Origin of the sequence: Pseudomonas sp. LAMO17WK12:I5 (genome assembly GCF_900215165.1) — a bacterium.
GTDB classification, from domain to species: Bacteria; Pseudomonadota; Gammaproteobacteria; order Pseudomonadales; family Pseudomonadaceae; genus Aquipseudomonas; species Aquipseudomonas putida_A.
On record NZ_OBDS01000001.1, the window covers coordinates 54,260 to 77,638 of the forward strand.

Sequence of the window (23,379 nt, forward strand, 5' to 3'; positions counted from 1 at the left end):
CGGTTAGCCTTTGGGCAGCTGCAGTTTGGCTGCGCCACGGTGCTGGTTGACCAGCGAGTACGGCAGCACTGACCAATCGGGGTTGTCGCAGTTACGTTGGTAGCGGGCGAAGTAAGCGCCCAGGTAAATCCCCTTCGGTGTGAAGTGCCAGTTGGAATAACCCCAGACGCTTTCATCGGTGTAATCGCAACTGCCGTCATCTTCGGCAGGCTTCTTCATCTCTTCGGGATAGAGCGTGGTGAACTGTTTGACCAGCCACGGCGCCATGACTTTCAGCTGATCGTATTCGGTGGCCGCGCTATTCGGTTCACCAATCCACAGTACATCTTTGAGTTTCAACAATTCGCCGGTGTGGACGTCGAGGTTGATTGGCGAACTGCCGAAATCCGGGTGGGCACCGCCGCAGCTGTAACCGATGGAAATGTCCAGGCTGACCACATCCGGCGAGAGAAACTCCGGGGCAGCCCCTTGATCGAACTCGGCATATTCCCCGCCATCCATCATGCAGCGGTGATAGTCGATGACTTCAGTCCAGAGCCGTCCGAGCAGGTGGTTATTAATCCGCTGCTGCTCTTCTTTCGTATAGCCGGACTCGACACTGAACAACGAAACCTTCGACTCAGGCTCCGTCCACCATTGCAGGTCGTAGCCCATGAAGTTTTCTTTCTTCTCCGGTTTGAGCTTGAGTCCCTGTAAGCGCAAATACTCGTAGGGATCGCTCTTCGGCAAAGTGGCAATAAAGGGCAGCGTAGTTGCGCTCGGCGCAGGAAGTTTGGCTTCGGTCAGTTGCACCGGCAGCTTCTTGCCCTTGGGGTTTTGCCACTCGCCCTGCCAGCCATTGGCGGTGGATTTCAACTTCAGGGTTGGCAGCGGTTTGTCGTCGCCATAGCGGTTGTTGCCTTCAACGAGATTTAATGTGCTGTCCTGCAGCGAGCCGCTGAGTTCCAGGTCGCGGTGATACTTCTCGTAGAAGTAGCGGCCGGTGACTTCGTCCTGCTGCGTGGTGTTGAGCTCCACCACAATCGGCATCTTGCCCAGCGTACCGGTGAACACGCGCCGGCCATCTTCGGCATGGGCGGTGGAAATCAGTGTGAACAGCGCCGCAGCGTATGGCGCCAGGCGCAGCAGTCCCTTGAGCATGGATCGATCCCTGAATGAATGAGGCTGCGAAGTATGCAGAGGATGCGCGCAGGAATCGAGGCTCTACTTGAGCAGCATGCCCAGCATCACGACGATTAACAGACCGATATACACCCACGCATGCACCCGATCCGGTATCCGCCCGATCCACGGCGTGGCCATTCGAATCCCGACCAACGACCCCAGCGTCAGCACTGCAAACGCCAGCAAATCCACATACCCGACAAACCAAGCGCCCAGATCCGTCTCGCTGAAACCGGCCAGTGCCATGTAGGTCAGCGTCCCGGCCACCGCCACCGCCACGCTCAGCGGATTGGCCATGGACGTGGCCTGGGACATGCTCAGTCCGCAGCGGCGCAGGAGCGGCACGGTCATGACGCTTCCTCCTACACCGAGGAACGTGGCGATGGCGCCGATCCCTACACCGCCAGCGGATATTTCCTTGCGATCCAATCGGCGTGGAATGACGCCTTCGCTGCGGGTGAGGAAGCCGCGTCTGAGCAAGCAGTCGATGATGGTCACGCCGAGGTAGGCAATGAAGGCGTAGCGAATGACCTCGCCGCTGACCCACACCGCGGCGATCGCGCCGATGATCGCGCCCAGGGCGATGAAGCCGCCGAGGGGCCACAGGTAATGGCGGATCAGGTTGCCGGCGCGGCGGTGTTTGTCGGTGGCGATCAGGGCGTTGACGATCATCACGCAGGTCGAGGTGGCGACGGCAATGTGCATGGCCGATTGGCCGATGGGGTCGTCGGCGCCATGGCTGGCGCTGAGCATGCGGTAGAGCAGCGGCACGACGACGAAGCCGCCGCCGAAGCCGAAGAGTACGGCGGTGATGCCGGTCATACAGCCGAAAAGGGTCAACAAGAGGTAGAACATGGCGCGTCTTCCGGTGGTGGCGAGCGGTCGACGATAGAACGACGCGGCTTGGCCTGCTTCAGCAACTCAGCCAATAATGTTTGCGTTTACGCCAACTACCGGAAAACGCTCGATGCGCAATGTTTCGATCAATCTGCTGGATGACACGCCGCGCCCGGTGGTGGCGATCGGTACAGATTATTCCCACGGCCATCTGTTGCCATTTCATACGCATCGGCGGGCGCAGTTGTTGTACGGCGCGACCGGGGTAATGCAGGTTCGTACCCATGACGGCAACTGGGTGGTGCCGCCGCAACGGGCAGTGTGGATTCCGCCGGGAGTGGCGCATGAAGTGCTGATGCTCGGCGTGAGTACGCGCAGTTTGTACATCGAGCCGGGGGCGGTGGACTTGGGTGGGCGCTGCCAGGTGATCAGCGTTTCGCCGTTGATGCGGCACTTGTTGATGGAAGCCGTGGAGGTGCCGCTGACTTATGACCTCGAAGGACGCGACGGCGTGTTGATCGACCTGCTGCTGCATGAACTGGCGCGCAGTGCGCCCCTGCCCTTGCACATTCCGCTGCCGACTGACGGAAAGCTCCTGGCTTTGTGTCAGACCTTTCTGCATCAACCCAACGCCCATCAGTCGCCGCAACACTGGGCCGGGCAGTTGCACATAAGCTTGCGCACCTTCAACAGACTGTTTCGGCAGCAGACCGGGTTGAGCTTCAGCCAATGGCGGCAACAGGCCTGCGTGGTGCTGGCACTGGCGCGGCTGGCGGCCGGTGAAGCGGTGACGCGGATCGCCCTGGACTTCGGTTATGAGAGCCCGGCGGCGTTCTCGACGATGTTCCGGCGCATCCTCGGACAGGCACCGTCCGTCTGGTTGGAGGCGGCGAACTAGGGCAAATCAAAAAATGCGTTTGATCCCGGCCGAAAACAACTGTACAAAAACACAGTACATTTTCAATCAGCACTCTTGAGCCCGGAGCACACCATGGCCTCTCTTGCGATGAACCACATCCTCGAACGCATTGCCCTTTTCCAGTTCACCCCGACGCACTGCGTCCAGGCCCGAGCGATGCTGGGCTGGAGCGTGGAACAACTGTCGCGCGAGGCAGAGGTTGCGGTGGATGATATCCAGCGGTTTGAAGCGCAGCAGGACGTGGCGGATGCGACGCGGCTGGCGTTGGCTTATCGGTTTGAGGCACAGGGGTTGGTGTTCTTTCCCGGGTTTGCGCCGGGTCGCAAATTGAATCCCCAGGCCATGCAGCAGAACGTTGCAGAGCGTGGGGATTTTGCTTAGGTGGAATGATTACTTGAACGCAGGGTGCCGCAGCTCGGCCGAGGCTTGTTCATAGCTGTAGGCCATGGCGAACAATTGCGGCTCGCTCCATGCTTTGCCGAAAAAGAACACGGACGTGGGTATACCGTTAGCGCTCATGCCCGATGGCAGGGTTACCGCCGGATAACCAGCCACTGCGGCAGAAAATTGCGAGTAACCATCCGTTTCGGCAACCATTGCGTCGAGGTTGTGTTCGTGCAGTTGCTCGTCAATGGCGTCCTTGAAGTTTTTGCTGATGCTCAAGATCAATCCGCTGGCCTGTTCGTGAGTCATGTCCAGCGCATTCATCGCTTCGAGCGTGGCCTGCCCATAGCCCTCCTTGCCGGGATTGAGCTGATTGAAGTCGATCAGGTCCTGCAACGACTGAATCGGCAGACCGGAACGGCTGACGAGATATTCAGGCAATTCGTACTTCATCGCGCCCATCAGACCGGGTACGAAATTATCGATATCAGGTAAACGAACGGTCACTGGCACGAGCGTCGCACCTTGTTTCTCGAGTGTGATCATTGCCTTCTGAAACTCCACTCCGGGAGTCAGAACCACGCCGTCCGTTCCCTCGTAAGCGGCGGGATAACCGATACGCTTGCCTTGCAGGGCATCGTTTGCCAGTAACGCGGTGTAGTCGATTCCTGTCGGGGCGATCGATGTCGCGGAGTCTGTCGCATCCGTGCCTTGCAACACGTTGAACATCAACGCTGCGTCACGGACAGTACGTGTCAAAGTACCAGGGGTGTCTTGCAGACGGGTGATTGGCACCACCCCGGTGCGACTGAACAGGCCCAAGGTGGGTTTAACGCCGATTACGCCATTGGCCGATGCCGGGCAAGTGATCGAACCGTTGGTTTCCGTGCCCAAGGAGATCGGCGCGAAACCGGCAGCCACGGCAGCGGCCGATCCAGAACTGGAACCGCAGATTTCCTCGCTCAGTGCATGTGGGTTTTTCCCTTGCCCACCACGTCCGCTCCAACCATGGGGCAAACCCATTTCCCGCACATAAGCCCATTCGCTCATGTTGGCTTTACCCAGAATAATCGCGCCGGCATCCCGCAGCTGTTTAACCACAAAAGCATCATTGGCTGCCGGCTGGCCGACCATGGCCAAGGAGCCGGCGCTGGTTTGCAGGCTGTCGGCGGTATCAAAATTGTCTTTGAGCAGCACCGGAATACCATGCAACGGGCCACGCGACTGTCCCTCGTTACGCTCGTTATCCAGCGCGGTGGCAATTTCGATGGCTTGTGAATTCAGTTCGACGATGGCGTGGATAGCAGGGCCTTGCTTGTCCAGCTCGGCAATTCGCTGTTGAAAGTGTTCAACCAGCTCAACAGCAGTGAGCTCATTGTCGGCCATCATTTTGCTGAGTTCACTGACGCTGGCGTAATGAAGATCAGTGGCCGAATGGGCACTGGCAGCGACTCCTGTCGCTGCCAGTGCGACCAATATGGATTTCGTCAGCGTATTCACGCGACGTTTGAAGAAATGCGTCATGTCTATCGTCCTTGTTTAGGCTAATCACGAGTGATTCATTCACTCGCGACCAAGCCTACCGAGGACATAGGAAAGAGCTGTCAGCCAGCTGGACTACCGACAGTAGGAAAAGTCATCCCGACTTGTAGCCGCTACCAGCAATTGGGGCGTTTTCCGACACATCCTGCTCCATATTCAGCCACCACGTGTGCCCCCGCTGCGGCTGCATCAAATTAAACGCCTCGCCCATTCGCGGCGTGGTAATCGAAACACTACGCTCCCAGGCCAGCGCCAGAATCCGGTCAAACGGTTCATGCCAGGCGTGCATTGCCAGGTCGAAGGTGCCGTTGTGGATCGGAAACAGCCAGCGGCCCTTGAGGTCGAGGTGCGCCTGCAGGGTTTCTTCGGGTTGCATGTGCACGTGTGGCCATTCGACGTTGTAGGCGCCGGTTTCCATCAGGGTCAGATCGAACGGGCCGTATTGTTCGCCGATGCGTTTGAAGCCGTCGAAGTAGCCGCTGTCGCCACTGAAGAAGATTCGCGTGTCGCCGTCGATCATCACCCACGAGGCCCACAGGGTGCTGTTGCTGTCGAACAAGCCGCGTCCGGAGAAGTGCTGCGAGGGAGTGGCAACGAAGCGGATGCCGGCGATTTCGGTGCCCTGCCACCAGTCGTACTGGCGAACTTTACTGGCGTCGATGCCCCATTTGATCAGGGTGTCGCCGACGCCCAGCGGGGTCAGGAAATAGTTGGTTTTGGCCGCCAGTTTCAGTACCGCCTGGTAATCGAGGTGGTCGTAATGGTTGTGCGACAGGATCACCGCTTCGATCGGCGGCAACTGGTCGATGCTGATCGGCGGCTGGTGAAAACGTTTCGGGCCGGCCCATTGCACGGGCGAGGCACGCTCGGCGAAGACCGGATCAGTGATCCAGAATTTGCCGCGCATTTTCAGCAGCAGGGTCGAGTGACCGAGGCGATAGACGCTGTGGTCAGGCGCCGCCAGCAGGTCTTCACGGGTCAGCGGTTGAACCGGGATCGCGGCGGCCGGTCGGGTATTGCGCGGCTTGTTGAAGATCATGTTCCACATGATCCGCAGCATCTTGCGCCCACCTTCGCGCTGCACCGGCGCATGGTTACGGAACAGCCCTTGATCCTGGCGAGAGGCTTCAGGCGTGGAAGTTTGATCCGCAGAAAAATCTGGATTGGCCATGACTGAGAGACTCCAGAAAAACCGCGCAATTCACGGTTTTTCACGGTGGGACGATAAATGGCCAAGGCACGCACGCATCAGCCGAACTGTCTGTTTTTAGGTTGTGCGGATTAACGCAACATTACACTGGGCGGTGTAGTTTCTAGGTTGCATGAAACGTGATGACAAGTAAACTGCCAAGTGTAATTCCACCCCTTCTCTGCCGAAGCGTACTTATGACAGCTCCACAACGCCTCACCGACCGCAAACGCGAAGCCATCATCCAGGCGGCAATTGCCGAATTCCGTGCCAACGGGTTCGAGGTCACCAGCATGGACAAGATCGCGGCCACCGCCGGGGTGTCGAAGCGCACGGTGTACAACCATTTTCCCAGCAAGGAAGAGCTGTTCGCTGAAATTCTCAACCAACTCTGGGCTCGGATTACCGACGAGCAAGCCGTGACCTATCGCGCGGATCAGCCGCTGCGCGAGCAACTGCTGCCCATGTTGCTGGCTAAACTGCAGATGATGGCCGATGACAACTTTCTCGGACTGGCGCGGGTGGCGATCGCTGCCACCATTCATTCTCCGGAGCGCGCGCAGGACATGGTGGCGCGCATGGGAGAGCGGGAGGAAGGCCTGACGGTGTGGATTCGCGCTGCGCTGGCGGATGGTCGGCTGAAAACCGTAAACGCAGAATTCGCCGCGCAGCAGGTGCAAGGGCTGTTGAAATCGTTCGGTTTCTGGCCGCAGATTTCCATGGGCCTGCCGCCGCTGGATGCAGACACGCAAAAAGCCGTGGCCGAGTCGGCCATGGAGATGTTTCTGTCCAGATACCAGCTCTAAACCGGCCCTCTCCTGCGCCCCGCCACGATTAAATGGCTCGGAAGGACACTGATTATTCCCGTTGGAATAAATGACAATGTCCGACAATTGACCGACGAACGGTCAACCTGAAAAAACACTTCAAAGTATTTCAGGATGAATCTGGCGCAGGACATCATGGAAAATCAACGCGGCAAAGGCTTGTCATTCGCCAGACGCATTTATCTGCCCAGGATCATCGGTCTGGGTGTCGGCTTTTTCAGCGTCGCGGCCGCGCTGTATCCGTTGCACATGCCGAACTGGCTCTGGGCGCTGCTGGTGTTCAACGGTTTTATCTGGCCGCATCTGGCCTACCAGATTTCGACCCGCTCGACCTTCCCCTACCATGCCGAACGCCGCAACCTGTTGTACGACTCGTTGTGCGGGGGGTTCTGGACCGCGTGCTTTCAGTTCAATCCGCTGACCACCGTGACCATCCTGTCGATGATGACCATGAACAATGTCGCCGCTGGTGGACGACGTCTGTTCCTGCTGGGCGCTCTCGCCCAAATCGCCGGCGTGCTGCTGGGCTGTTTATTGTTCGGCTTCAAGTTCAGCCTGACGATGACGCAAATCGAGGTTTGGGCCTGCCTGCCGATGCTGACCTTGTACCCCTTGGCCCTGGGCATGGTCAGCTACCAACTGGCGATCAAACTTGCACAACACAAACGTGCACTCAGAGACCTGAGCCGCACCGACAGCCTCACCGGGCTGCTCAATCACGGCGCCTGGAAGGATCTGCTCCATACGCGTTTCACCCGGTGCCGAGATAACAACACCCAGGACATTCTGGCGCTGATCGACATCGATCATTTCAAGACCATCAACGACAACTATGGGCACATCGTTGGCGACGCCGTGCTGCGCGAGTTGAGCCAGGCACTCAAAGGGCTGCTGGCCGAAGGTGAACGGGCCGGCCGTTATGGCGGCGACGAGTTTTGCCTGATCCTGCCCGACCAGCCACTCAATAAAGCCGAGGCGCAAATGGAACGATTGCGTCAGGCGATGGATCAATATCGGCACCCGGATGTGCCAGAGCTGCGCGTCAGCCTGAGTATCGGTCTGGCCCGGTTTCAGCCGTCGTACAGCGACGCGGTTGCCTGGCTGGATGACGCCGACAAAGCGCTGTACACCGCCAAACACACGGGGCGCAACACCATCAGCGTGGCGCTGAGCAGTCCGGGCTAAGAAGACGCCCGCGCCCTCAGCCTTGAAAAAACTGATTCGCAATTTCTTGTACAACTCAAAGCAGTTTGTATAAGATCGGCTCGTCAGCCTGGATGCTGGCACTTTGCAGTCAATGACAAATGCCGACCCGGCATTTGCTCTGCCAGCGCGGAAACAGGGACACAAACCTCGTCTTTCCCTACTTCCAGGTACTGCCCCTATGTTTTTCAAACGCCACCAGTCCGAACTCAACGACCTTCAACACACCATCACCGAACAGAACGGCCTGCTTGAAGCGATCAATCGCTCCATGGCGGTGATCGAGTTCGACCTTGAAGGCGTGGTGTTAAAGGCCAATGACAACTTCCTCAAAACCATGGGTTACCGCGCCGAACAGGTGATCGGCCAGCCGCATCGCTTGTTCTGCACCGCGGAGTTTGGCCGCAGCGCGCAATACACCGAACTGTGGTCGCGCCTGAAAAACGGCCAGTTCCAGTCCGGCACCTTCGAGCGGATCAACAGCCAGGGCCAGCCGGTCTGGCTGGAAGCTAATTACAACCCGATCAAGGATGCGTCGGGGCGCGTGGTCAAAGTGGTCAAGTTCGCCATGGACGTGACGACCAAGGTTCAGCAGGAAAGCGAGGCCAATGCCAAGCTGCAGGCGATCGACCGGGCGATGGCGGTGATCGAATTCGACCTCAACGGCGGCATTCTCACCGCCAACCAGAATTTTCTGACGCGCATGGGTTACACGCTCGCTGAACTGAAGGGTAAACATCACCGTTTGTTCTGCCGCGCGGAGCTGGTCAACAGCAGCGCCTACGAGGATTTCTGGCGGCGGTTGAATCAGGGTGAGCTGTTTCAGGGTCAGTTCGAACGCGTCGACAAGCGCGGCCAGAGTGTGTGGCTGGAGGCCAACTACAACCCGGTATACGACGCTGCCGGGCGGTTGTGCAAAGTGGTGAAATTCGCCACGGACGTCACCGCCCGCGTCGAGCAGCACGAGCACGATGCGCGCAGCGCCAGCGCTGCTTATCACATCTCGGTGGAAACCCGGAAAGTCGCCGAGCAAGGCACTCAGGTGATCCAGCAGGCGGCCAGTGAGATGCGCGAAATCGCTGACGATATCGCGCAGTCATCAACGCTGATCGCGCAACTTGGCGAACGCTCGGAGCAGATCACGGCGATTGTCAACACCATCCGTGCGATTGCCGACCAGACCAATCTGCTGGCGCTCAACGCAGCGATTGAAGCGGCGCGTGCCGGTGATCAGGGTCGCGGATTCGCGGTTGTAGCGGACGAAGTGCGGCAACTGGCGGCGCGTACCAGCGGCTCGACGGCGGAGATTTCCAACATGATCGGCCTGATCCAGAGCGAAACCCGTCAGGCGATCAAGAGCATGGAAGGCACTCGCGGGCGGGCGGCGCAAGGCGTTGAACTGGCGGATCAGGCTGGCAGCGTGATTCTGCAGATCCGCGATGGCGCCAGTGAAGCGGTGCAGGCGGTGAGCATGTTTGCCAATGAGCGCGCGCCGGGCTGAGAGACCGCGTCGCGGCCTTCGCGAGCAGGCTCGCTCCCACATTGGAATGCGTTCCCCTGTAGGAGCGAGCCTGCTCGCGAAAGGGCCATAAGCCTCGATGCAGGACTATAGTGACCTTCAGTCCCAAGTCCTGCCGAGCCCATCATGACCACAGAAAAACCCGACGTCCCCACGCCCGCCCCCGTCGACCACTTGCGCTTCCACCGCCCCCACGCCCACCTCAACACCACCTTCGGCAACGACACGTTCGCCCTGCGCGCCGAGGCCTTCGCGCGGTTCTTCGGCACGCCGACCTTTCTTGGCGCACAAACCCTGATCGTGCTGTTGTGGGTGTGCCTCAATGCGACGGGTATCACCACTTTCGACGTGTACCCGTTCATCCTGCTCAACCTCGCGTTCAGCCTGCAATCGGCCTACGCCGCACCGTTGATCCTGCTGGCACAAACCCGGCAAGCCGCGCGGGACAAGGCGCAATCGGACGCCGACGCGCAACACCGTGAAGCGCTGGCGGTGGCCAACAGCGAGCGCCAGGCGCAGGCCGCGCAGACCACCGCGCAACTGCTCGAACTGCTGGAGCAGAACACCCGCCTCACCGAAATGACCAAGAGCCTGACCGAACGCATCGAAGGCCTGACCCGCGAACTGCATGCGCACATCTGCCAGAACCCGCAACGCTGATCACGGCAACCGCAGTGCCCGCCCCAGTTCATCGAACAGCGTGACCACCGAGCGCAACGCCCGGCAGTCCGGGCGGGTCAGCAGCCACAGCGCGGTGTCGTAGCCGTGCAACGGTTCGCTGAGAGCCTGTAAACCTTCGGTAATGAGAAAGTCCGGCAACGCCGCCACGCCGAGTCCGCCGCGCACCAGTTCCGTCACCGAGAGCATGCTGTTGCAGCGATAAGCCGGGGTCACGCCGGGCAACTGCTGACGGCGCCAGGCGACGGTCGGGTGATCCGGCAGAAACTCGTCCGGGGCGATCCAGGTGAGCGCCGCCAGATCCGTCGCATCGACGTTTTGCAGATAACGCGCACTGGCGCAGACCCGGTAGGAAATCTTCGCCAGTTGCCGTCCGACCAGATGCTCTGGCGGCGTACGCGTCAGGCGCAGGGCGATGTCGGCATCGCGGCGGTTGAGGTTGGCGAAATCGTTGGAGGTGCTCAGCTCGAGAGTCAATGCCGGATAGTTCGGCATGAACTGCGCCAGCGCCGGCAACAACAGACCTTGCAGCACCGAATCAGTACAGGTCAGACGCACCGTGCCGCTGACCACTTCGCCGCCCTGCTCGACACCGATCCGCGCCGCTTCCAGTGCCTGCTCGGCGCGTTCGGCCTGCTCGGCGAGAGTCTGCGCGAGGGTGGTTGGCAGGTACCCGGCGCGGCTCTTTTCGAACAGTTGCTGACCCAGCGCTGACTCCAGCCGCCGCACTGCGCGAAACACCGTAGACACATCTACCCTGAGTAGCTGCGACGCCCGGGCCAGAGAGCCGCCGCGCACCAACGCAAGGATCAGCGCCAGGTCCGGGTAATCGAGTCGATAGTGCGTTGCTGCATTGATCACTTGGGGAAACGCCAATATTGAGTGCGTGAACGCCAATCTATAGTGAGCCCCGGTGATCGACAACTGCACACCCTCACCACAGAGGTTCATCACTCACTCAAATCAAGGAAATCCCATGGACGCCATTTCCATCGCCCTGATCGGCGATCACGATCCGCAAGTCACCGCCCACCAGGCGATCCCCGTTGCCCTCGGCCTGATCGCCGAGCAGTCCGGCCACAATGTGCAATTCGAATGGCTGCCCACCGAGCAGATCCACGCCGACACTGCGCTGGATCACTTTGACGGCTTCTGGTGCGTCCCGGCCAGCCCCTACAAAAGTGAGGCCGGTGCACTCAGGGCCATCCGTTTTGCCCGCGAACAACAGCGCCCTTTCCTCGGCACCTGCGGTGGTTTTCAGCATGCGCTGCTGGAGTTTTCCCGCAACGTGCTGGGCTGGGCCGATGCCGAGCATGGCGAAACATCACCGGATTCACCGCGAGCCGTGCTCACACCGCTGACCTGTGCGTTGGTGGAGGCGGTGGACAGCATTCATCTGGTCGCCGGTTCGTTGATCGCCAAGGCGTACGAAACGTCCGAGATTCATGAAGGCTATCGCTGCCGGTTCGGGGTGAATCCGCAGTTCGAACGAGATTTGCTGAGCCATCAGCTACGCGCCGTGGGGCATGATTCGGCAGGCGACTTGCGCGCAATCGAATTGCCTGACCATGTGTTTTTTGTCGCCACGTTGTTTCAACCGGAACGTGCGGCGCTCAAGGGCCAGGTTCCGCCATTGGTGCGGGCGTTCGTCGAAGCGTGTGCGGAGCAACGTCCATGAAGCCGAACGAGCCTTGCTTTGCGGTGATTTTCACCTCGACCCGCACCGAGGGTGACAACGGTTATGCGGCGGCGTCGGAACGGATGATGGAGTTGGTCAGCCAGCAACCGGGGTTTCTCGGCATTGATTCGATTCGTGGGGAAGACGGGGTCGGGATCACCATTTCCTACTGGCAGAGCGAAGCGGCGATTCTGGCCTGGCGCGAGCATCCCGAGCACCGGGTGATCCAGGCGCGCGGCCGGGCGCAGTGGTATTCGAAGTTTCAGACCCGGGTGTGTCGGGTGGAGCGGGAGTATCGGTTTGGGCAGTGACTTTGGCGGCGCGCTGACTGGCCCCTTCGCGAGCAAGCCCGCTCCCACAGGTACCGCGTTTGGGTTTTGAATTTGGTTGTGTGCTCACTGGCCTCATCGCCAGCAGGCTGGCTCCCACAGGGATTTGTGAACGCCACAGATCCAATGTGGGAGCGAGCCTGCTCGCGAAGAGGCCGGCACAGCCACTACAAAACTTCAGCCCTGCACCAGACTGCGCACCGCCACAATCTCCGGCACCTCAACCTTGCTCATGTACACCCGCAACGGCTCACTGATGTTGATCCGCTCATCGATGTTCTGATCCAGCAGCAACTGAATCAGCTCGCGCTTCAAGGTCATGGTCGTCTCAGAAGCTGGCGCCCAGACAAACTCGCTGGTGGGAATAATGCCGTCATCCGCCACGTCCATGCCGAACGAATCTTCGCTGAAACGCACGATGTACTGGCCGGTTTTGCGGTTGAGGCCGACGAAACCCTTGAGGTCATCGGCGGCCTGACAGATGAGTTGGGAAGTGATGCGCATGGTAAACCTCACGAAAAATCATCGATGGTTTACACGCAGGGCAACGGAATCGGCGCGCCCTCTGCCGGAGCGTCTGCCGAGGGCAAGCGTACTGCAAACCGCGCCACAAAAGTGCAGGAAAAATCGCTTTTAATACGTTTATGTCGGTCTGGCGATAGCACCCAATCGATTCAGTTGTTAAAAGGTACGTCTTTGAAAATGCCCTGCGAAAGGAACTCGAACATGCCCGCCACTTTCACCAAAAGCGCCCTCGTGCTGAGCCTGCTGCTCGGTCTCGGCCAGGCCCACGCCGCCCAGACTGACGTCAACGCGCTTGCCGCCGCCCATGGCATCCCGCATCCAGCCGTGATCGCTCACCGTGGCGCGTCCTTTGATGCACCGGAGTCCACCGCCGCCTCCTACAAACTGGCCCGCGACCTCGGCGCCGACTACCTGGAAATGGATTTGCAGCGCAGCAAGGACGGCGTGCTGTTCGCCCTGCACGATAACAACCTGCAGCGCACCACAGACGTCGCGACCAAATTCCCGGAGCGTAAAGACAGCCCGGCCACCGCCTTCACCATGGCCGAACTGAAAACCCTCGACGCCGGCAGCTGGTACAACAAGGCTTACCCGGATCGCGCGCGTCCGACCTATGCCGGGCTGAAAATCCTCACCCTCGATGAAATCATCGACATCGCCCAGGCCAACCCGAAACACAAACCGGGCCTGTACATCGAAACCAAAGAGCCGCAACTGTTCCCTGGCATCGAGCATGACCTCAAAGAGAAGCTGCAGGATCGCGGCTGGCTGAGCCCGGCCGGTTCGAAACTGGCGAAAAGCGAACTGGGCGTCGGCCAGGGCAAAGGCAAGGTGATCCTGCAGACTTTCGAGAAGAACAGCCTCGAACTGCTGCAAAAGGAAATGCCGCAAGTGCCGAAAATCCTGCTGCTGTGGGTCGGCGAAGGCAGCATCGAGCCGAAATCGAAGGTGACCTTTGCCGAGTCCGGCGAGAAGGACAAGAACGTGTTCTACGGCAAGCAGGAGCCGAAGTCCGAAGCCGAATTCAAGCAATGGGTTGATTTCGCCAAGTCGCAGGGCGCCATCGGCACCGGCCCTTCGGCCAAGCTGACCAAGGGCGGCGACCAGAGCTATTCGGATCTGGTGCAACCGTGGATGAACCAGTACACCCACGATCAGGGCATGCTGGTGCACGTCTACACCGTCGATGAGCCGGTGGATTTCGAGAAAGTCATGGCGGCCGGCGTTGATGGCATCTTCACCAACCGCGCCAGCGAACTGTTGAAGTTCTACAAGCGCCCGGCCAGTGCCAGTGTTGATCAGGTGTTGAAGAACAACGGGTTCTGATCAGCAGACCGGGTTGTCCGCATCGCGAGCAGGCTCGCTCCCACAAGAGCGCTGCACGCGATGTGGGGTTTTAAGGGTGAGTTAAGTTGTGGTGGTTAACCTGAACCCACTTCAACGAACAACCCAAGGAATGACCCGATGAAAACTTTGACTGCCCTGTTTACCGCCGCTGCCCTGACCCTGACTGCTGGCCTGGCCCAAGCCGATGTGCGTGTCGACCAGATCCCTGAGTTGGTCAAATCCGGCAAGATCAAGTCGCTGGAATCGATGAATGCCGAAGCGCTGAAACTGCATCCGGGTGCGACCATCACCGACACCGATCTGGATAACCACTTCAACGGTTACGAGTACGAAGTCGAGCTGAAAACCGCCGATGGCAAAGAGTTCGACGTCGACTTCGACGCCACCACCGGCAAAGTCCTGAGCAACAAGCAAGACACCTGATACACCGCCAAAGCAAAGCCGCACGATCAGCGATCGTGCGGCTTTTTTGCGTCCGTAGCCCGGCGAATCACGCGGATGCAGCCTGAAGGGATGCCAAAACCGCCATCAGACCGCTAGTATGGCGACCATCAGATAACGATTGCAGCCGAGAACGATGGGCATGGGGCAGACAGCGGCAGCAGACATCGCGACAATCGGACGGATCAGCGCGGTTCCGGCGATCCTTCAAGTGATCCGCGAACTGACCGGCCTGCGCTTTGCCGCCGTGGCGCGGGTTACCGAGGATTCGTGGACAGCCTGCGCCGTCCTCGATCAGCTGGATTTCGGCCTGCAGGTTGGCGGCGAGCTGGATGTGGTCACCACGCTGTGCCACGAAATCCGTGCTGCGCACACCTCGGTGGTGATCGACAAGGCCAGCGAAGACCCGCTCTACCGCGATCATCACACCCCGCGCCTGTACAAATTCGAGAGTTATATCTCGGTGCCGGTGTTCCGCACTGACGGACGGTTTTTCGGCACGATCTGCGCGCTCGATCCGAACCCCGCGCAACTCAAGTCCAGCAGCATCCAGAGCACCATGGAGTCGTTCGCGCGGATGCTCGCATTGCAGATCGAAGCCGAGGAAAACGCGCAGCTCACCGAAACCGCGTTGTTGCAGGAGCGCGAAACCGCCGAGTTGCGCGAACAGTTCATTGCCGTGCTCGGCCACGACTTGCGTAACCCGTTGTTCGCCATCAGCGCCGGCGCCGAAATGCTTCTGCGCAAGCATCCGGACCCTGCCATCGAGGTGCGGATACGCAATATCCTTGGCAGTGCGCAAAGGGCAACGCGGTTGGTGGATGATGTGCTCGACTTTGCTCGCGGACGTCTGGGCAATGGTATTCCGGTCGCGATCCAGCCCTGCGCCGACTTGACCGACGCGGTGCAGCAGGTGGTGACGGAAATCCGCAATGTGCATCCGCAGCGCACCATTCACGCCTGCATCGGCGAATTGAAGGGCGTGGCCTGCGACCGTGGCCGGATTGCCCAGTTGCTGTCGAACCTGCTGGCCAATGCTGTGACCCATGGCGACCCGGAAGGGGATATCGAAGTCATCGCCCAGGTCGAGCACGGTGCGTTGATGCTGGCGGTGAAGAATCAGGGGCATATTCCCGAGGCGATCCTGCCGCACCTGTTCCAGCCCTACTCCCGCCCGACCGGCAGCGCGCCCCAGGCCGGGCTCGGTCTGGGGCTGTATATCGCCAGCCAGATCGCCCAGTCCCATGGCGGGCATTTGCATGTGGCGTCCACCGCACAGAGCGGCACGCTGTTCACCTTCAGCCTGCCAACCCTCTGAAACACACCGCAGTTCTCTGTAGGAGTGAGCCTGCTCGCGATAGCGGTGTGTCAGTCACCATGAATAAGGCAGATATACCGCTATCGCGAGCAGGCTCACTCCTACAGGGGAATCGCGTGATGCTTAAGCCGAGGTGCTGACCAACGCCCCCGAGCTGCTCGACCCGGAATCCTGCAACGCCTGCAACAACGCCGCCGTGGCCGTCTGCAACGAAGCCGAAGTGCTGGAGATTTGCGACTCGGCGGACGCCACGTCGGCAGCCTTGACATCAGCGTCTTCCTGCTTGGCCTGAGCCGCTTGCAGCGCCTGCTGCTGTTCCTGCAATTGCTTTTGCAGCTCGGCGATCTGCTTGCGCAATTCTTTCACCGAATCCGATTCACCGCTGCTGTCGGAACTGCTGTCGCCTGCCGGAGCCGCGCCCCCGCCAGCCGCCACTTTGCTGGTATCGGCGCTGACGCCCGCGCTGCTGGTTGCAGGGGTCGAGGTGTCGTCACTCGCGTCGCTGATCCTGGTTTTGCTGGTGGCGGTGCTGACGGTCTGATTGATCGAAACGGAGGTGATGCTGACCATGGGAGGGCTCCAATGCCGGTTTTAGATAACCGGCCATCGGCGGCACTCGCACGGATTTGAGATCGACTGTGTACCGACTCGGTAACCGAACCGGTACACGTCGGCGGACGTCAGGCGCTCAGGCGACGGATCACCGTGGCGGCATTGGCAATCTCACCACGCATCTGGGTGATGCTGTGAATGCGCTCTGCATGACTGACGTAACCAAGCGTGATCGGCGTACCAGAGCGCTTCTTGAAGAGAATCCGACCATTGGCAGATGAATTGAAAGGCTGTGATCGACCGTGGCCCAGGGTGGGGCTTGCTCGCGAAAGCGGCGTGTCATCCACATCGTCACTCAATGAACATCCGCATTCGCGAGCAAGCCCCCTCCCACTGGATTACCAGTGGATGATCCGGGTCGCTGTCATTTTTCAGTCACGCAAGCGTCACATGCGATTGCGATGATGCGGCTCAGTGAACCTGCCATTCCGCGACCGGCGTCCCCTCCTCGCAGCGAGCCTCCATGAACCACAGCCTTGATCTCAGTCATCGCGATCCTGATTTGTTCGGTCTGCTTTACGGCTTCCGTTTTCGTCCCGGTGAACGTGGCCGCGAAGTCGATTCGGCGACCGCCCTGCGTTGTCTGCAAGACGACAGCGACAGTGATGAATTCCTCTGGCTGCACCTGAACCTGGCGCACGCCGCGTGCGAGCGCTGGATGAAAAGTCATCTGCAATTGCCCGAAGAGTTTTTCGAGGCGCTGCACGAAGGTTCGCGCTCGACGCGCATCGAACACGTTGACTCGGCGTTGCTGGCAGTGGTCAACGACGTGGTGTTCAACCTCAGCAGCATGGTTTCCTCAGACGTGTCGACGCTGTGGGTCTGCGTGCGCAGCAAACTGATCGTCAGCGCACGCCTGCAACCGCTGCACTCGGTGGACAAATTGCGTTCGTCGGTGAAGGCCGGCGAATGCTTTCGCTCGCCGTCGGAACTGCTGGTGCACTTGCTGCGTGATCAGGGTGAAGTGCTGACGCAGATCGTGCGCAAGACCAGCATGAGCGTCGATCTGGTCGAGGACGAATTGCTCTCCTCACGCCTGTCGACCAACCGCGCCGAACTCGGCGCCAATCGCCGGGTACTGGTGCGCCTGCAACGGCTGTTGGCGCTGGAGCCGGGTTCGCTGCTGCGCCTGCTCAATCGTCCGCCGCCGTGGCTGCAGAAGGAGGACGTCAAGGAGCTGCGCAAATCCACCGAGGAGTTCGCGCTGATCATCAACGACCTCACCGCCCTCGGCGAGCGGATCAAACTGCTCCAGGAAGAAATCGCCGCCAACCTCAACGAACAGAGCAACCGCACACTGTTCACCCTGACCGTGGTCACGGTGCTGGCGTTGCCGATCAACATCATTGCCGGTTTCTTTGGCATGAACGTGGGGGGAGTGCCACTGGCGACGGATCCCGAGGGGTTCTGGATTCTGGTGGCGCTGGTCGCGACGTTTACCGTGATTGCCGGGCGCTGGGCGTTTCGCAAGCGTGGGGATTACTAACCACCAAACTTGATGTCCAGCACAGTTCCCCTGTGGGAGCGAGCCTGCTCGCGAATGCGATCTGTCATTCAACAATGACGGTGACTGACACGCCGTCTTCGCGAGCAGGCTCGCTCCCACAGGGGACCTCATTGACCTTCAGATCGGTGGTCTGGTTATTCAGCCAAACACTGACCTGTCGCAGTCTCTCTGTAATATTTAGCAACGATCATGACCGACACTCCTTCCCTCGCTCAGGATTGTCCGCTCATGGCTACTCCCTCCCTGACCGCCGCCCGCCCCACGTCCGCCCACGGCGGCCGGCCGGCACTTGATAAAAAACCCGGCCCGTTCACTTATGTGGTGTTCTTCGCGGTGCTCGCCATGGGGATGCTGTTCACCGCTTACAGCCTGATGCACGACATGCATGAGCTGGGCACCACCGTCACCACCTGGACCCCGTTTTTGTTGCTCGGCGTGGCGCTGCTGATTGCGCTGGGCTTCGAGTTCGTCAACGGTTTCCACGACACCGCCAACGCGGTCGCGACGGTGATCTACACCCACTCGTTGCCGCCGAATGTGGCGGTGGTCTGGTCGGGCTTCTTCAACTTCCTCGGGGTGTTGCTGTCCAGTGGCGCGGTGGCGTTCGGCATCATCGCCCTGCTGCCGGTGGAGCTGATTCTGCAGGTCGGTTCGTCCGCCGGTTTCGCGATGATCTTTGCCCTGCTGATCGCGGCAATTCTGTGGAACCTCGGCACCTGGTGGCTGGGCCTGCCGGCCTCGTCATCGCATACGCTGATCGGCTCGATCATCGGCGTAGGCGTGGCCAATGCCTTGATGCACGGACGCGATGGCACCAGTGGCGTGGACTGGGCGCAGGCGACCAAGATCGGTTACGCCCTGCTGCTGTCGCCACTGGTGGGCTTCGGCTGCGCGGCGCTGTTGCTGCTGGCCATGCGCGCCTTCATCAAGAATCGCGCGCTGTACAAGGCACCGGAAGGCAACAACCCGCCACCGTGGTGGATTCGCGGTTTGCTGATCGCCACCTGCACCGGCGTGTCTTTCGCCCACGGCTCCAACGACGGGCAGAAAGGCATGGGCCTGATCATGCTGATTCTGGTTGGCACCTTGCCGATGGCTTACGCGTTGAACCGCACCATGCCCGCCGATCAGGCGCTGCAGTTCGCTGCCGTCGCCGAAGTCACCCAGCAAGCGCTGGTGAAAAACACCCCGCTGCCGGCCCCGGCCGATCCGCGTCCGGTGCTGTCGGATTACGTGCGCAGCAAGCAAGCCACGCCGCAACTGATCCCCGCCCTCGCCGCTCTCACCGGGCACATTGGCGAAGAGGTGAAAGGCTATGGCTCGCTGTCGAAAGTCCCGGCCGAGGCCATGGGCAACGTGCGTAACGACATGTACCTGGCCAGCGAAAGCATTCGCCTGATGGACAAGAACAAGGTCGGCAATTTCGACGCCGACACCACTGACAAACTGCAACTGTTCAAACAGCAGATCGACAACGCCACACGCTTTATCCCGCTGTGGGTCAAGATCGCCGTGGCCATCGCTCTGGGCCTCGGCACCATGGTTGGCTGGAAACGAATTGTGGTGACGGTCGGTGAAAAAATCGGCAAGACCCACCTGACCTACGCCCAGGGCGCCTCAGCGGAAACCGTGGCGATGCTGACCATCGGCGCGGCGGACATGTTCGGTTTGCCGGTGTCGACCACCCACGTGCTGTCATCGGGTGTGGCCGGGACCATGGTCGCCAATGGCGGTGGTTTGCAGATGAAGACCATCCGCAATCTGCTGATGGCGTGGGTGCTGACCTTGCCGGCGGCGATTCTGCTGTCGGGCAGCCTGTACTGGCTGTTCACCCAGATCTTCTGAACAACCCGGCCCCCCCTGTAGGAGTGAGCCTGCTCGCGATAGCGGCGCTTCAGTCACATCTGCATCGACTGACAGCACGCCATCGCGAGCAGGCTCACTCCTACAGTTGATCTGCGGTATCAGTCAGAGCGTCGAACGAATCACCTCCCCCAACCAATCCATGAACACCCGCACCCGCAGCGGCAAATGCCGTTGCCGCGCATACAGGATTGAAATGCCCATCGCCGGCGCCGTGAACTGCGGCAGCACAGTCACCAACTCGCCAGTTTCGAGGTGCGGTTGCATGCCGGTGCGCGGCACCTGGATGAGGCCGAAGCCGCCCAGGCACGCCGACTCGTAAGCATCGGTGCTGTTGACCGTGACGCTGCCAGCCATCGGCAATCGCCGCACCTGTCCGTCCTGTTCATACACAAACCCTTCCGAGCGCGAACCGAGCACCCCGACGTAGTGCACCAGCCGATGCTGCGCCAGATCCTCCAACGTCTGCGGCACGCCGTAGCGTTCGAGGTACGCGGGGCTGGCGCAGTTGATCATCGGGAAGTCGCCCAAGTGCCGCGCCACCACCGACTGATCCGGCTGCGCGCCGATGCGTACCACGCAATCGAAACCTTCGCTGAGCAGATCGACGCGGCGATCGGTGCTGCTGATTTCCAGTTCCAGATTCGGGTGGCGCGCCATGAACTCCGGCAGCAGCGGCATGATCAGGCGCCGCGCGAGGATGTTCGGCATGTCGACACGAATCCGCCCGCTCAGCGAGGCCGGATCCTGCCGAAACAGCCCCTCGATCTCGTCCATGTGCGACAGCAGATCCTTGCTGCGTTCGTACAGCACCAAGCCGTCCTGAGTCGCCTGCACCTTGCGCGTGGTGCGTTGCAGCAGGCGGGTGCCGAGCAGGGTTTCCAGGGCCTGGACGTGTTCGGAAACCGTCGAGCGCGGCAACCCAAGACTCTCCCCGGCCAGGGTGAAACTCGACAGTTCGCTGACCCGGACGAAGGTGCGCAGCAGTTCCAGTTTGTTCATCAGGACACCCGTTGATTGTTCGGCTGAGTCGATCAGTGATTCCGGTTTCAGTCTGTTTATCACCCCATGGCGGATAAATAAACTTTGCTCATCACCACTCAACGCAATCGAGGATTTCACATGAGCCGCAAAATCGCATTGATCACCGGTGCCAGCCGTGGCCTGGGCAAGAACGCCGCCCTGCACCTCGCCGCCGAAGGCGTGGACATCATCGGCACCTACAACAGCCGCGCCGATGAAGCCCAGGCGCTGGTGGCTGAACTGGAACAACGCGGCGCCAAAGCCGTGATGCTGCAACTGGATGTTGGTCGCAGCGAAACCTTTGCCGATTTCGCTTCGCGGGTGGAGCAGGCGCTGCAGCAACTGGAGCGTCCGCGTTTCGACTTCCTGATCAACAACGCCGGGATCGGAGTGCACGCGGCGTTCGCCGAGACCACCCCGGAACAGTTCGACCTGCTGATGAATATCCAGCTCAAAGGGCCGTTCTTCCTGACTCAGCAACTGCTGTCGCTGATCAATGACGGCGGCCGGATCATCAACATCTCCAGCGGCCTGACCCGCTTCAGCCTGCCGGGTTATGCCGCCTACGCCGCGATGAAAGGCGCGATGGAAGTGCTGACCCGCTATCAGGCCAAGGAGCTGGGCGCGCGGCAGATCGGCGTGAACATACTGGCGCCGGGCGCCATCGAGACCGACTTTGGCGGCGGTGCGGTGCGCGACAACGCCGCGTTGAACGCGATGGTTGCGAGCAACACCGCACTGGGGCGCGCCGGGCAACCGGATGATATTGGGGGTGCGCTGTCGATGCTGCTGGCGCCGGGTGCGCAGTGGATCAACGGGCAGAGGGTCGAGGCGTCGGGCGGGATGTTCCTTTAAATCCCCCATTCACTAAAAACTTTCTTGGTGAGAGCCTCTGTGGCGAGGGGATTTATCCCCGATGGACTGCGCAGCAGGCCCTTCTTTTCTGGATAAAAAGAAGGGCCGCTACGCGCCCCATCGGGGATAAATCCCCTCGCCACAGGTTTTGCATTAGCCACAGGTTGTGCTTATCCCGCGCATACCCGGCGGGTCACGAGGCGCTCGCGCACCACGTCATAGCCCCAGTGATACACATAGGTGTACGGCAGGAAAAACAGCAGAACGCCGATGTCGAGCAAGAACGCCTGCCACAGGCTGACCGACAACCACCAGGCAATCAGCGGCACGCCCATCACGATCAATCCGCCCTCAAACAGCAGCGCATGGACCACCCGCGTCCAGGCGTTGTGCGCGATGTTCAGGCGCTTGAGCATGCGGTCGAAAAAGCCGTTGAACAGCACGTTCCACGCCAGCGCCAGCAGGGCAATCAGCACGGTCACCGCGCCCATGTCCAGCAGCGGTTTGTCCATGATCCACGCCAGTAACGGGGTACAGATCAAGATCGCCAGACACTCGAAACCGATGGCCTGGAAGATACGTTCAGTGATGGATTTGTTGGCAGTCATGGCCTGACTCCTTGAGTGAAGAGGGTTGCCATGATCGGCCACCATACCGATACTTCATAACCAATAACCATCGATCAAGGCGATAGTTCATGGCTTCGCAAGAAGTGCTGTTGGCGTTCGTGCAAGCGGCCACTCAGGGTTCGTTTTCTGCAGCGGCGCGCAAGCTGGGGCGCAGTCAGTCGACCATCAGTGCGGCAGTGGCCAGCCTGGAGATCGATCTGGATCTGATTCTGTTCGACCGCAGCAGCCGCAAACCGACCCTGACTCCGGCCGGCCATGTGATGCTGCAACGGGCCGAGGCGATTCTGGCGGCCACCAGTCGTATGGAAATGAGCGCCCGGCAACTGGCACAAGGCGTCGAGCCGAAGCTGACCGTGGCGATTTCCGACACCTACCAGTCAGCGCGATTTGAAGCGGCACTGGTCGGCTTCGAGCAGCGTTATCCGGACCTGGAACTGGATTGCTTGATCGCCGAGTGTGACGACCTGATCGAGTTGGTCCAGCGTGGCCGCGCACACTTGGCGTTTGCCGAAATGCAGGACACCTATCCACCGGATCTGGTGACCTCGACCGTCGCCGAGCGCACTGACCTGGCGCTGTTCGTCAAAGATGATCATGTGCTGACCCGTGTCGAACGGGTCGACCAGCAGGTGCTGGAGCAGCATCGCGAGTTGCGCCTGGCGACCATCGTCAATCCCTACGACAGCCGGGCAAAGGGCCGGGTGTGGTCGGCGCCGAGTTACCTGATGCTGATGGAAATGGCCGAGATGGGCTTCGGCTGGGCGGCGCTGCCGCGCTGGCTGGTGGCGCGTTTCGGTAATGGCTCGCTGGTGGAACTGACGGTGCGCGGCTGGCCGCGGCCGGTGTATGTCGATGCGTTGTGGTCGCGGCTGTATCCGCCGGGGCCGGCGGGGAGCTGGTTGCTGAGCAAGATGCTGGAATAGCGGCGCGCCCATTCGCGAGCAGGCTCGCTCCCACAGTTGGAATGCGATCGCCTGTGGGAGCGGGCTT

The 23,379-nt window shown here is 60.3% G+C and carries 24 protein-coding genes and 2 pseudogenes; 16 read left to right on the forward strand and 10 right to left on the reverse strand.

Translation table 11 applies throughout. From position 1 onward, the window contains the following. Window positions 1-3: 3 nt before the first annotated feature. Together CRO59_RS00270 and CRO59_RS00275 are read right to left on the reverse strand one after the other, a co-directional pair. A complete protein-coding gene (locus tag CRO59_RS00270; RefSeq protein WP_097085844.1) occupies window positions 4-1,140 on the reverse strand; it encodes a hypothetical protein in 1,137 nt (378 codons plus the stop codon). A gap of 63 nt (window positions 1,141-1,203) precedes the next feature. Beyond that, the gene (locus CRO59_RS00275; RefSeq protein ID WP_097085846.1) at window positions 1,204-2,019 is read right to left on the reverse strand and encodes a sulfite exporter TauE/SafE family protein; all 816 of its coding nucleotides are present in this window, start codon (window positions 2,017-2,019) and stop codon (window positions 1,204-1,206) included. A 112-nt stretch (window positions 2,020-2,131) separates the two neighbouring features. On the opposite strand from CRO59_RS00275, the gene CRO59_RS00280 reads away from it, so the two are divergent. Together CRO59_RS00280 and CRO59_RS00285 are read left to right on the forward strand one after the other, a co-directional pair. After that, complete coding sequence (locus tag CRO59_RS00280) at window positions 2,132-2,899, forward strand: helix-turn-helix domain-containing protein (RefSeq protein ID WP_097085848.1); 768 nt, start codon at window positions 2,132-2,134, stop codon at window positions 2,897-2,899. 93 nt (window positions 2,900-2,992) lie between these two features. Beyond that, a complete protein-coding gene (locus tag CRO59_RS00285; RefSeq protein ID WP_027612618.1) occupies window positions 2,993-3,301 on the forward strand; it encodes a hypothetical protein in 309 nt (102 codons plus the stop codon). A gap of 9 nt (window positions 3,302-3,310) precedes the next feature. Here CRO59_RS00285 and CRO59_RS00290 read toward each other — a convergent pair whose 3' ends face one another. Both CRO59_RS00290 and CRO59_RS00295 read right to left on the reverse strand, forming a co-directional pair. Continuing rightward, complete coding sequence (locus CRO59_RS00290; protein ID WP_097085850.1) at window positions 3,311-4,828, reverse strand: amidase family protein; 1,518 nt, start codon at window positions 4,826-4,828, stop codon at window positions 3,311-3,313. Between the two features lie 112 nt (window positions 4,829-4,940). Further along, window positions 4,941-6,017, reverse strand: a complete 1,077-nt coding sequence (locus tag CRO59_RS00295) for an MBL fold metallo-hydrolase (protein WP_097085852.1) — start codon at window positions 6,015-6,017, stop codon at window positions 4,941-4,943. A 215-nt stretch (window positions 6,018-6,232) separates the two neighbouring features. Between CRO59_RS00295 and CRO59_RS00300 the strand changes: the two genes are divergently transcribed. The 5 genes and pseudogenes from CRO59_RS00300 to CRO59_RS00315 all read left to right on the forward strand — a co-directional run bounded on the left by CRO59_RS00300 (window position 6,233) and on the right by CRO59_RS00315 (window position 10,244). Further along, on the forward strand, window positions 6,233-6,841 hold the full coding sequence (locus CRO59_RS00300) for a TetR/AcrR family transcriptional regulator (protein WP_097085854.1): 609 nt from the start codon (window positions 6,233-6,235) through the stop codon (window positions 6,839-6,841). Window positions 6,842-6,997: 156 nt separating this feature from the next. Beyond that, complete coding sequence (locus tag CRO59_RS00305; RefSeq protein ID WP_027612614.1) at window positions 6,998-8,047, forward strand: diguanylate cyclase; 1,050 nt, start codon at window positions 6,998-7,000, stop codon at window positions 8,045-8,047. Window positions 8,048-8,336: 289 nt separating this feature from the next. Continuing rightward, window positions 8,337-9,020, forward strand: a pseudogene (locus tag CRO59_RS29120) (PAS domain-containing protein); the annotation flags it as partial. 108 nt (window positions 9,021-9,128) lie between these two features. Next, window positions 9,129-9,566: pseudogene (locus tag CRO59_RS29125) on the forward strand (methyl-accepting chemotaxis protein); the annotation flags it as partial. Window positions 9,567-9,710: 144 nt separating this feature from the next. Then, window positions 9,711-10,244 (forward strand): DUF1003 domain-containing protein, encoded by a 534-nt coding sequence (locus tag CRO59_RS00315; protein ID WP_097085857.1) that lies wholly within the window; start codon window positions 9,711-9,713, stop codon window positions 10,242-10,244. Here the strand turns inward: CRO59_RS00315 and CRO59_RS00320 are convergent, their stop codons facing one another. After that, window positions 10,245-11,186, reverse strand: coding sequence for a LysR family transcriptional regulator (locus CRO59_RS00320; protein WP_027612611.1), 942 nt, complete (start codon window positions 11,184-11,186; stop codon window positions 10,245-10,247). It abuts the gene before it with no gap. A gap of 52 nt (window positions 11,187-11,238) precedes the next feature. Between CRO59_RS00320 and CRO59_RS00325 the strand changes: the two genes are divergently transcribed. Next, window positions 11,239-11,940, forward strand: coding sequence for a CTP synthase (locus CRO59_RS00325; protein WP_097085859.1), 702 nt, complete (start codon window positions 11,239-11,241; stop codon window positions 11,938-11,940). Further along, window positions 11,937-12,251, forward strand: coding sequence for an antibiotic biosynthesis monooxygenase (locus CRO59_RS00330; RefSeq protein ID WP_027612609.1), 315 nt, complete (start codon window positions 11,937-11,939; stop codon window positions 12,249-12,251). The genes CRO59_RS00325 and CRO59_RS00330 overlap by 4 nt, the downstream gene beginning before the upstream one ends. A gap of 195 nt (window positions 12,252-12,446) precedes the next feature. On the opposite strand, the gene CRO59_RS00335 is transcribed toward CRO59_RS00330, so the two are convergent. Continuing rightward, a complete protein-coding gene (locus CRO59_RS00335) occupies window positions 12,447-12,773 on the reverse strand; it encodes a DUF2025 family protein (RefSeq protein ID WP_097085861.1) in 327 nt (108 codons plus the stop codon). A 222-nt stretch (window positions 12,774-12,995) separates the two neighbouring features. Here CRO59_RS00335 and CRO59_RS00340 point away from each other — a divergent pair, with 222 nt between their 5' ends. From CRO59_RS00340 to CRO59_RS00350, 3 genes are all read left to right on the forward strand, one after another. Beyond that, entirely contained in the window at window positions 12,996-14,120 is a 1,125-nt protein-coding gene (locus CRO59_RS00340; RefSeq protein ID WP_097085863.1) for a glycerophosphodiester phosphodiesterase, read from the forward strand. Window positions 14,121-14,258: 138 nt separating this feature from the next. Continuing rightward, on the forward strand, window positions 14,259-14,564 hold the full coding sequence (locus tag CRO59_RS00345; protein WP_007917758.1) for a PepSY domain-containing protein: 306 nt from the start codon (window positions 14,259-14,261) through the stop codon (window positions 14,562-14,564). Between the two features lie 160 nt (window positions 14,565-14,724). After that, on the forward strand, window positions 14,725-15,900 hold the full coding sequence (locus tag CRO59_RS00350) for a GAF domain-containing sensor histidine kinase (RefSeq protein WP_097085865.1): 1,176 nt from the start codon (window positions 14,725-14,727) through the stop codon (window positions 15,898-15,900). A 123-nt stretch (window positions 15,901-16,023) separates the two neighbouring features. Here CRO59_RS00350 and CRO59_RS00355 read toward each other — a convergent pair whose 3' ends face one another. Together CRO59_RS00355 and CRO59_RS28485 are read right to left on the reverse strand one after the other, a co-directional pair. Continuing rightward, a complete protein-coding gene (locus tag CRO59_RS00355; RefSeq protein WP_097085867.1) occupies window positions 16,024-16,470 on the reverse strand; it encodes a hypothetical protein in 447 nt (148 codons plus the stop codon). Between the two features lie 110 nt (window positions 16,471-16,580). Then, window positions 16,581-16,811: a hypothetical protein gene (locus tag CRO59_RS28485; protein WP_143503033.1), complete on the reverse strand. Its 231-nt coding sequence runs from the start codon at window positions 16,809-16,811 to the stop codon at window positions 16,581-16,583. Window positions 16,812-16,975: 164 nt separating this feature from the next. Between CRO59_RS28485 and CRO59_RS00360 the strand changes: the two genes are divergently transcribed. Next, the gene (locus tag CRO59_RS00360; protein ID WP_027612604.1) at window positions 16,976-17,998 is read left to right on the forward strand and encodes a transporter; all 1,023 of its coding nucleotides are present in this window, start codon (window positions 16,976-16,978) and stop codon (window positions 17,996-17,998) included. 249 nt (window positions 17,999-18,247) lie between these two features. After that, window positions 18,248-19,864 carry an inorganic phosphate transporter gene (locus CRO59_RS00365; RefSeq protein WP_097085869.1) on the forward strand — a complete coding sequence of 539 codons (1,617 nt, stop codon included), beginning with the start codon at window positions 18,248-18,250 and terminating at the stop codon, window positions 19,862-19,864. A gap of 123 nt (window positions 19,865-19,987) precedes the next feature. Here the strand turns inward: CRO59_RS00365 and CRO59_RS00370 are convergent, their stop codons facing one another. Further along, entirely contained in the window at window positions 19,988-20,884 is an 897-nt protein-coding gene (locus CRO59_RS00370) for a LysR family transcriptional regulator (RefSeq protein ID WP_097085871.1), read from the reverse strand. A 120-nt stretch (window positions 20,885-21,004) separates the two neighbouring features. On the opposite strand from CRO59_RS00370, the gene CRO59_RS00375 reads away from it, so the two are divergent. Next, a complete protein-coding gene (locus CRO59_RS00375) occupies window positions 21,005-21,760 on the forward strand; it encodes an SDR family NAD(P)-dependent oxidoreductase (protein WP_027612601.1) in 756 nt (251 codons plus the stop codon). 170 nt (window positions 21,761-21,930) lie between these two features. Here the strand turns inward: CRO59_RS00375 and CRO59_RS00380 are convergent, their stop codons facing one another. Further along, window positions 21,931-22,368, reverse strand: coding sequence for a multidrug/biocide efflux PACE transporter (locus CRO59_RS00380; RefSeq protein ID WP_027612600.1), 438 nt, complete (start codon window positions 22,366-22,368; stop codon window positions 21,931-21,933). A gap of 89 nt (window positions 22,369-22,457) precedes the next feature. On the opposite strand from CRO59_RS00380, the gene CRO59_RS00385 reads away from it, so the two are divergent. Further along, entirely contained in the window at window positions 22,458-23,312 is an 855-nt protein-coding gene (locus tag CRO59_RS00385; protein ID WP_097085873.1) for a LysR family transcriptional regulator, read from the forward strand. The last annotated feature ends 67 nt before the right edge of the window (window positions 23,313-23,379 follow it).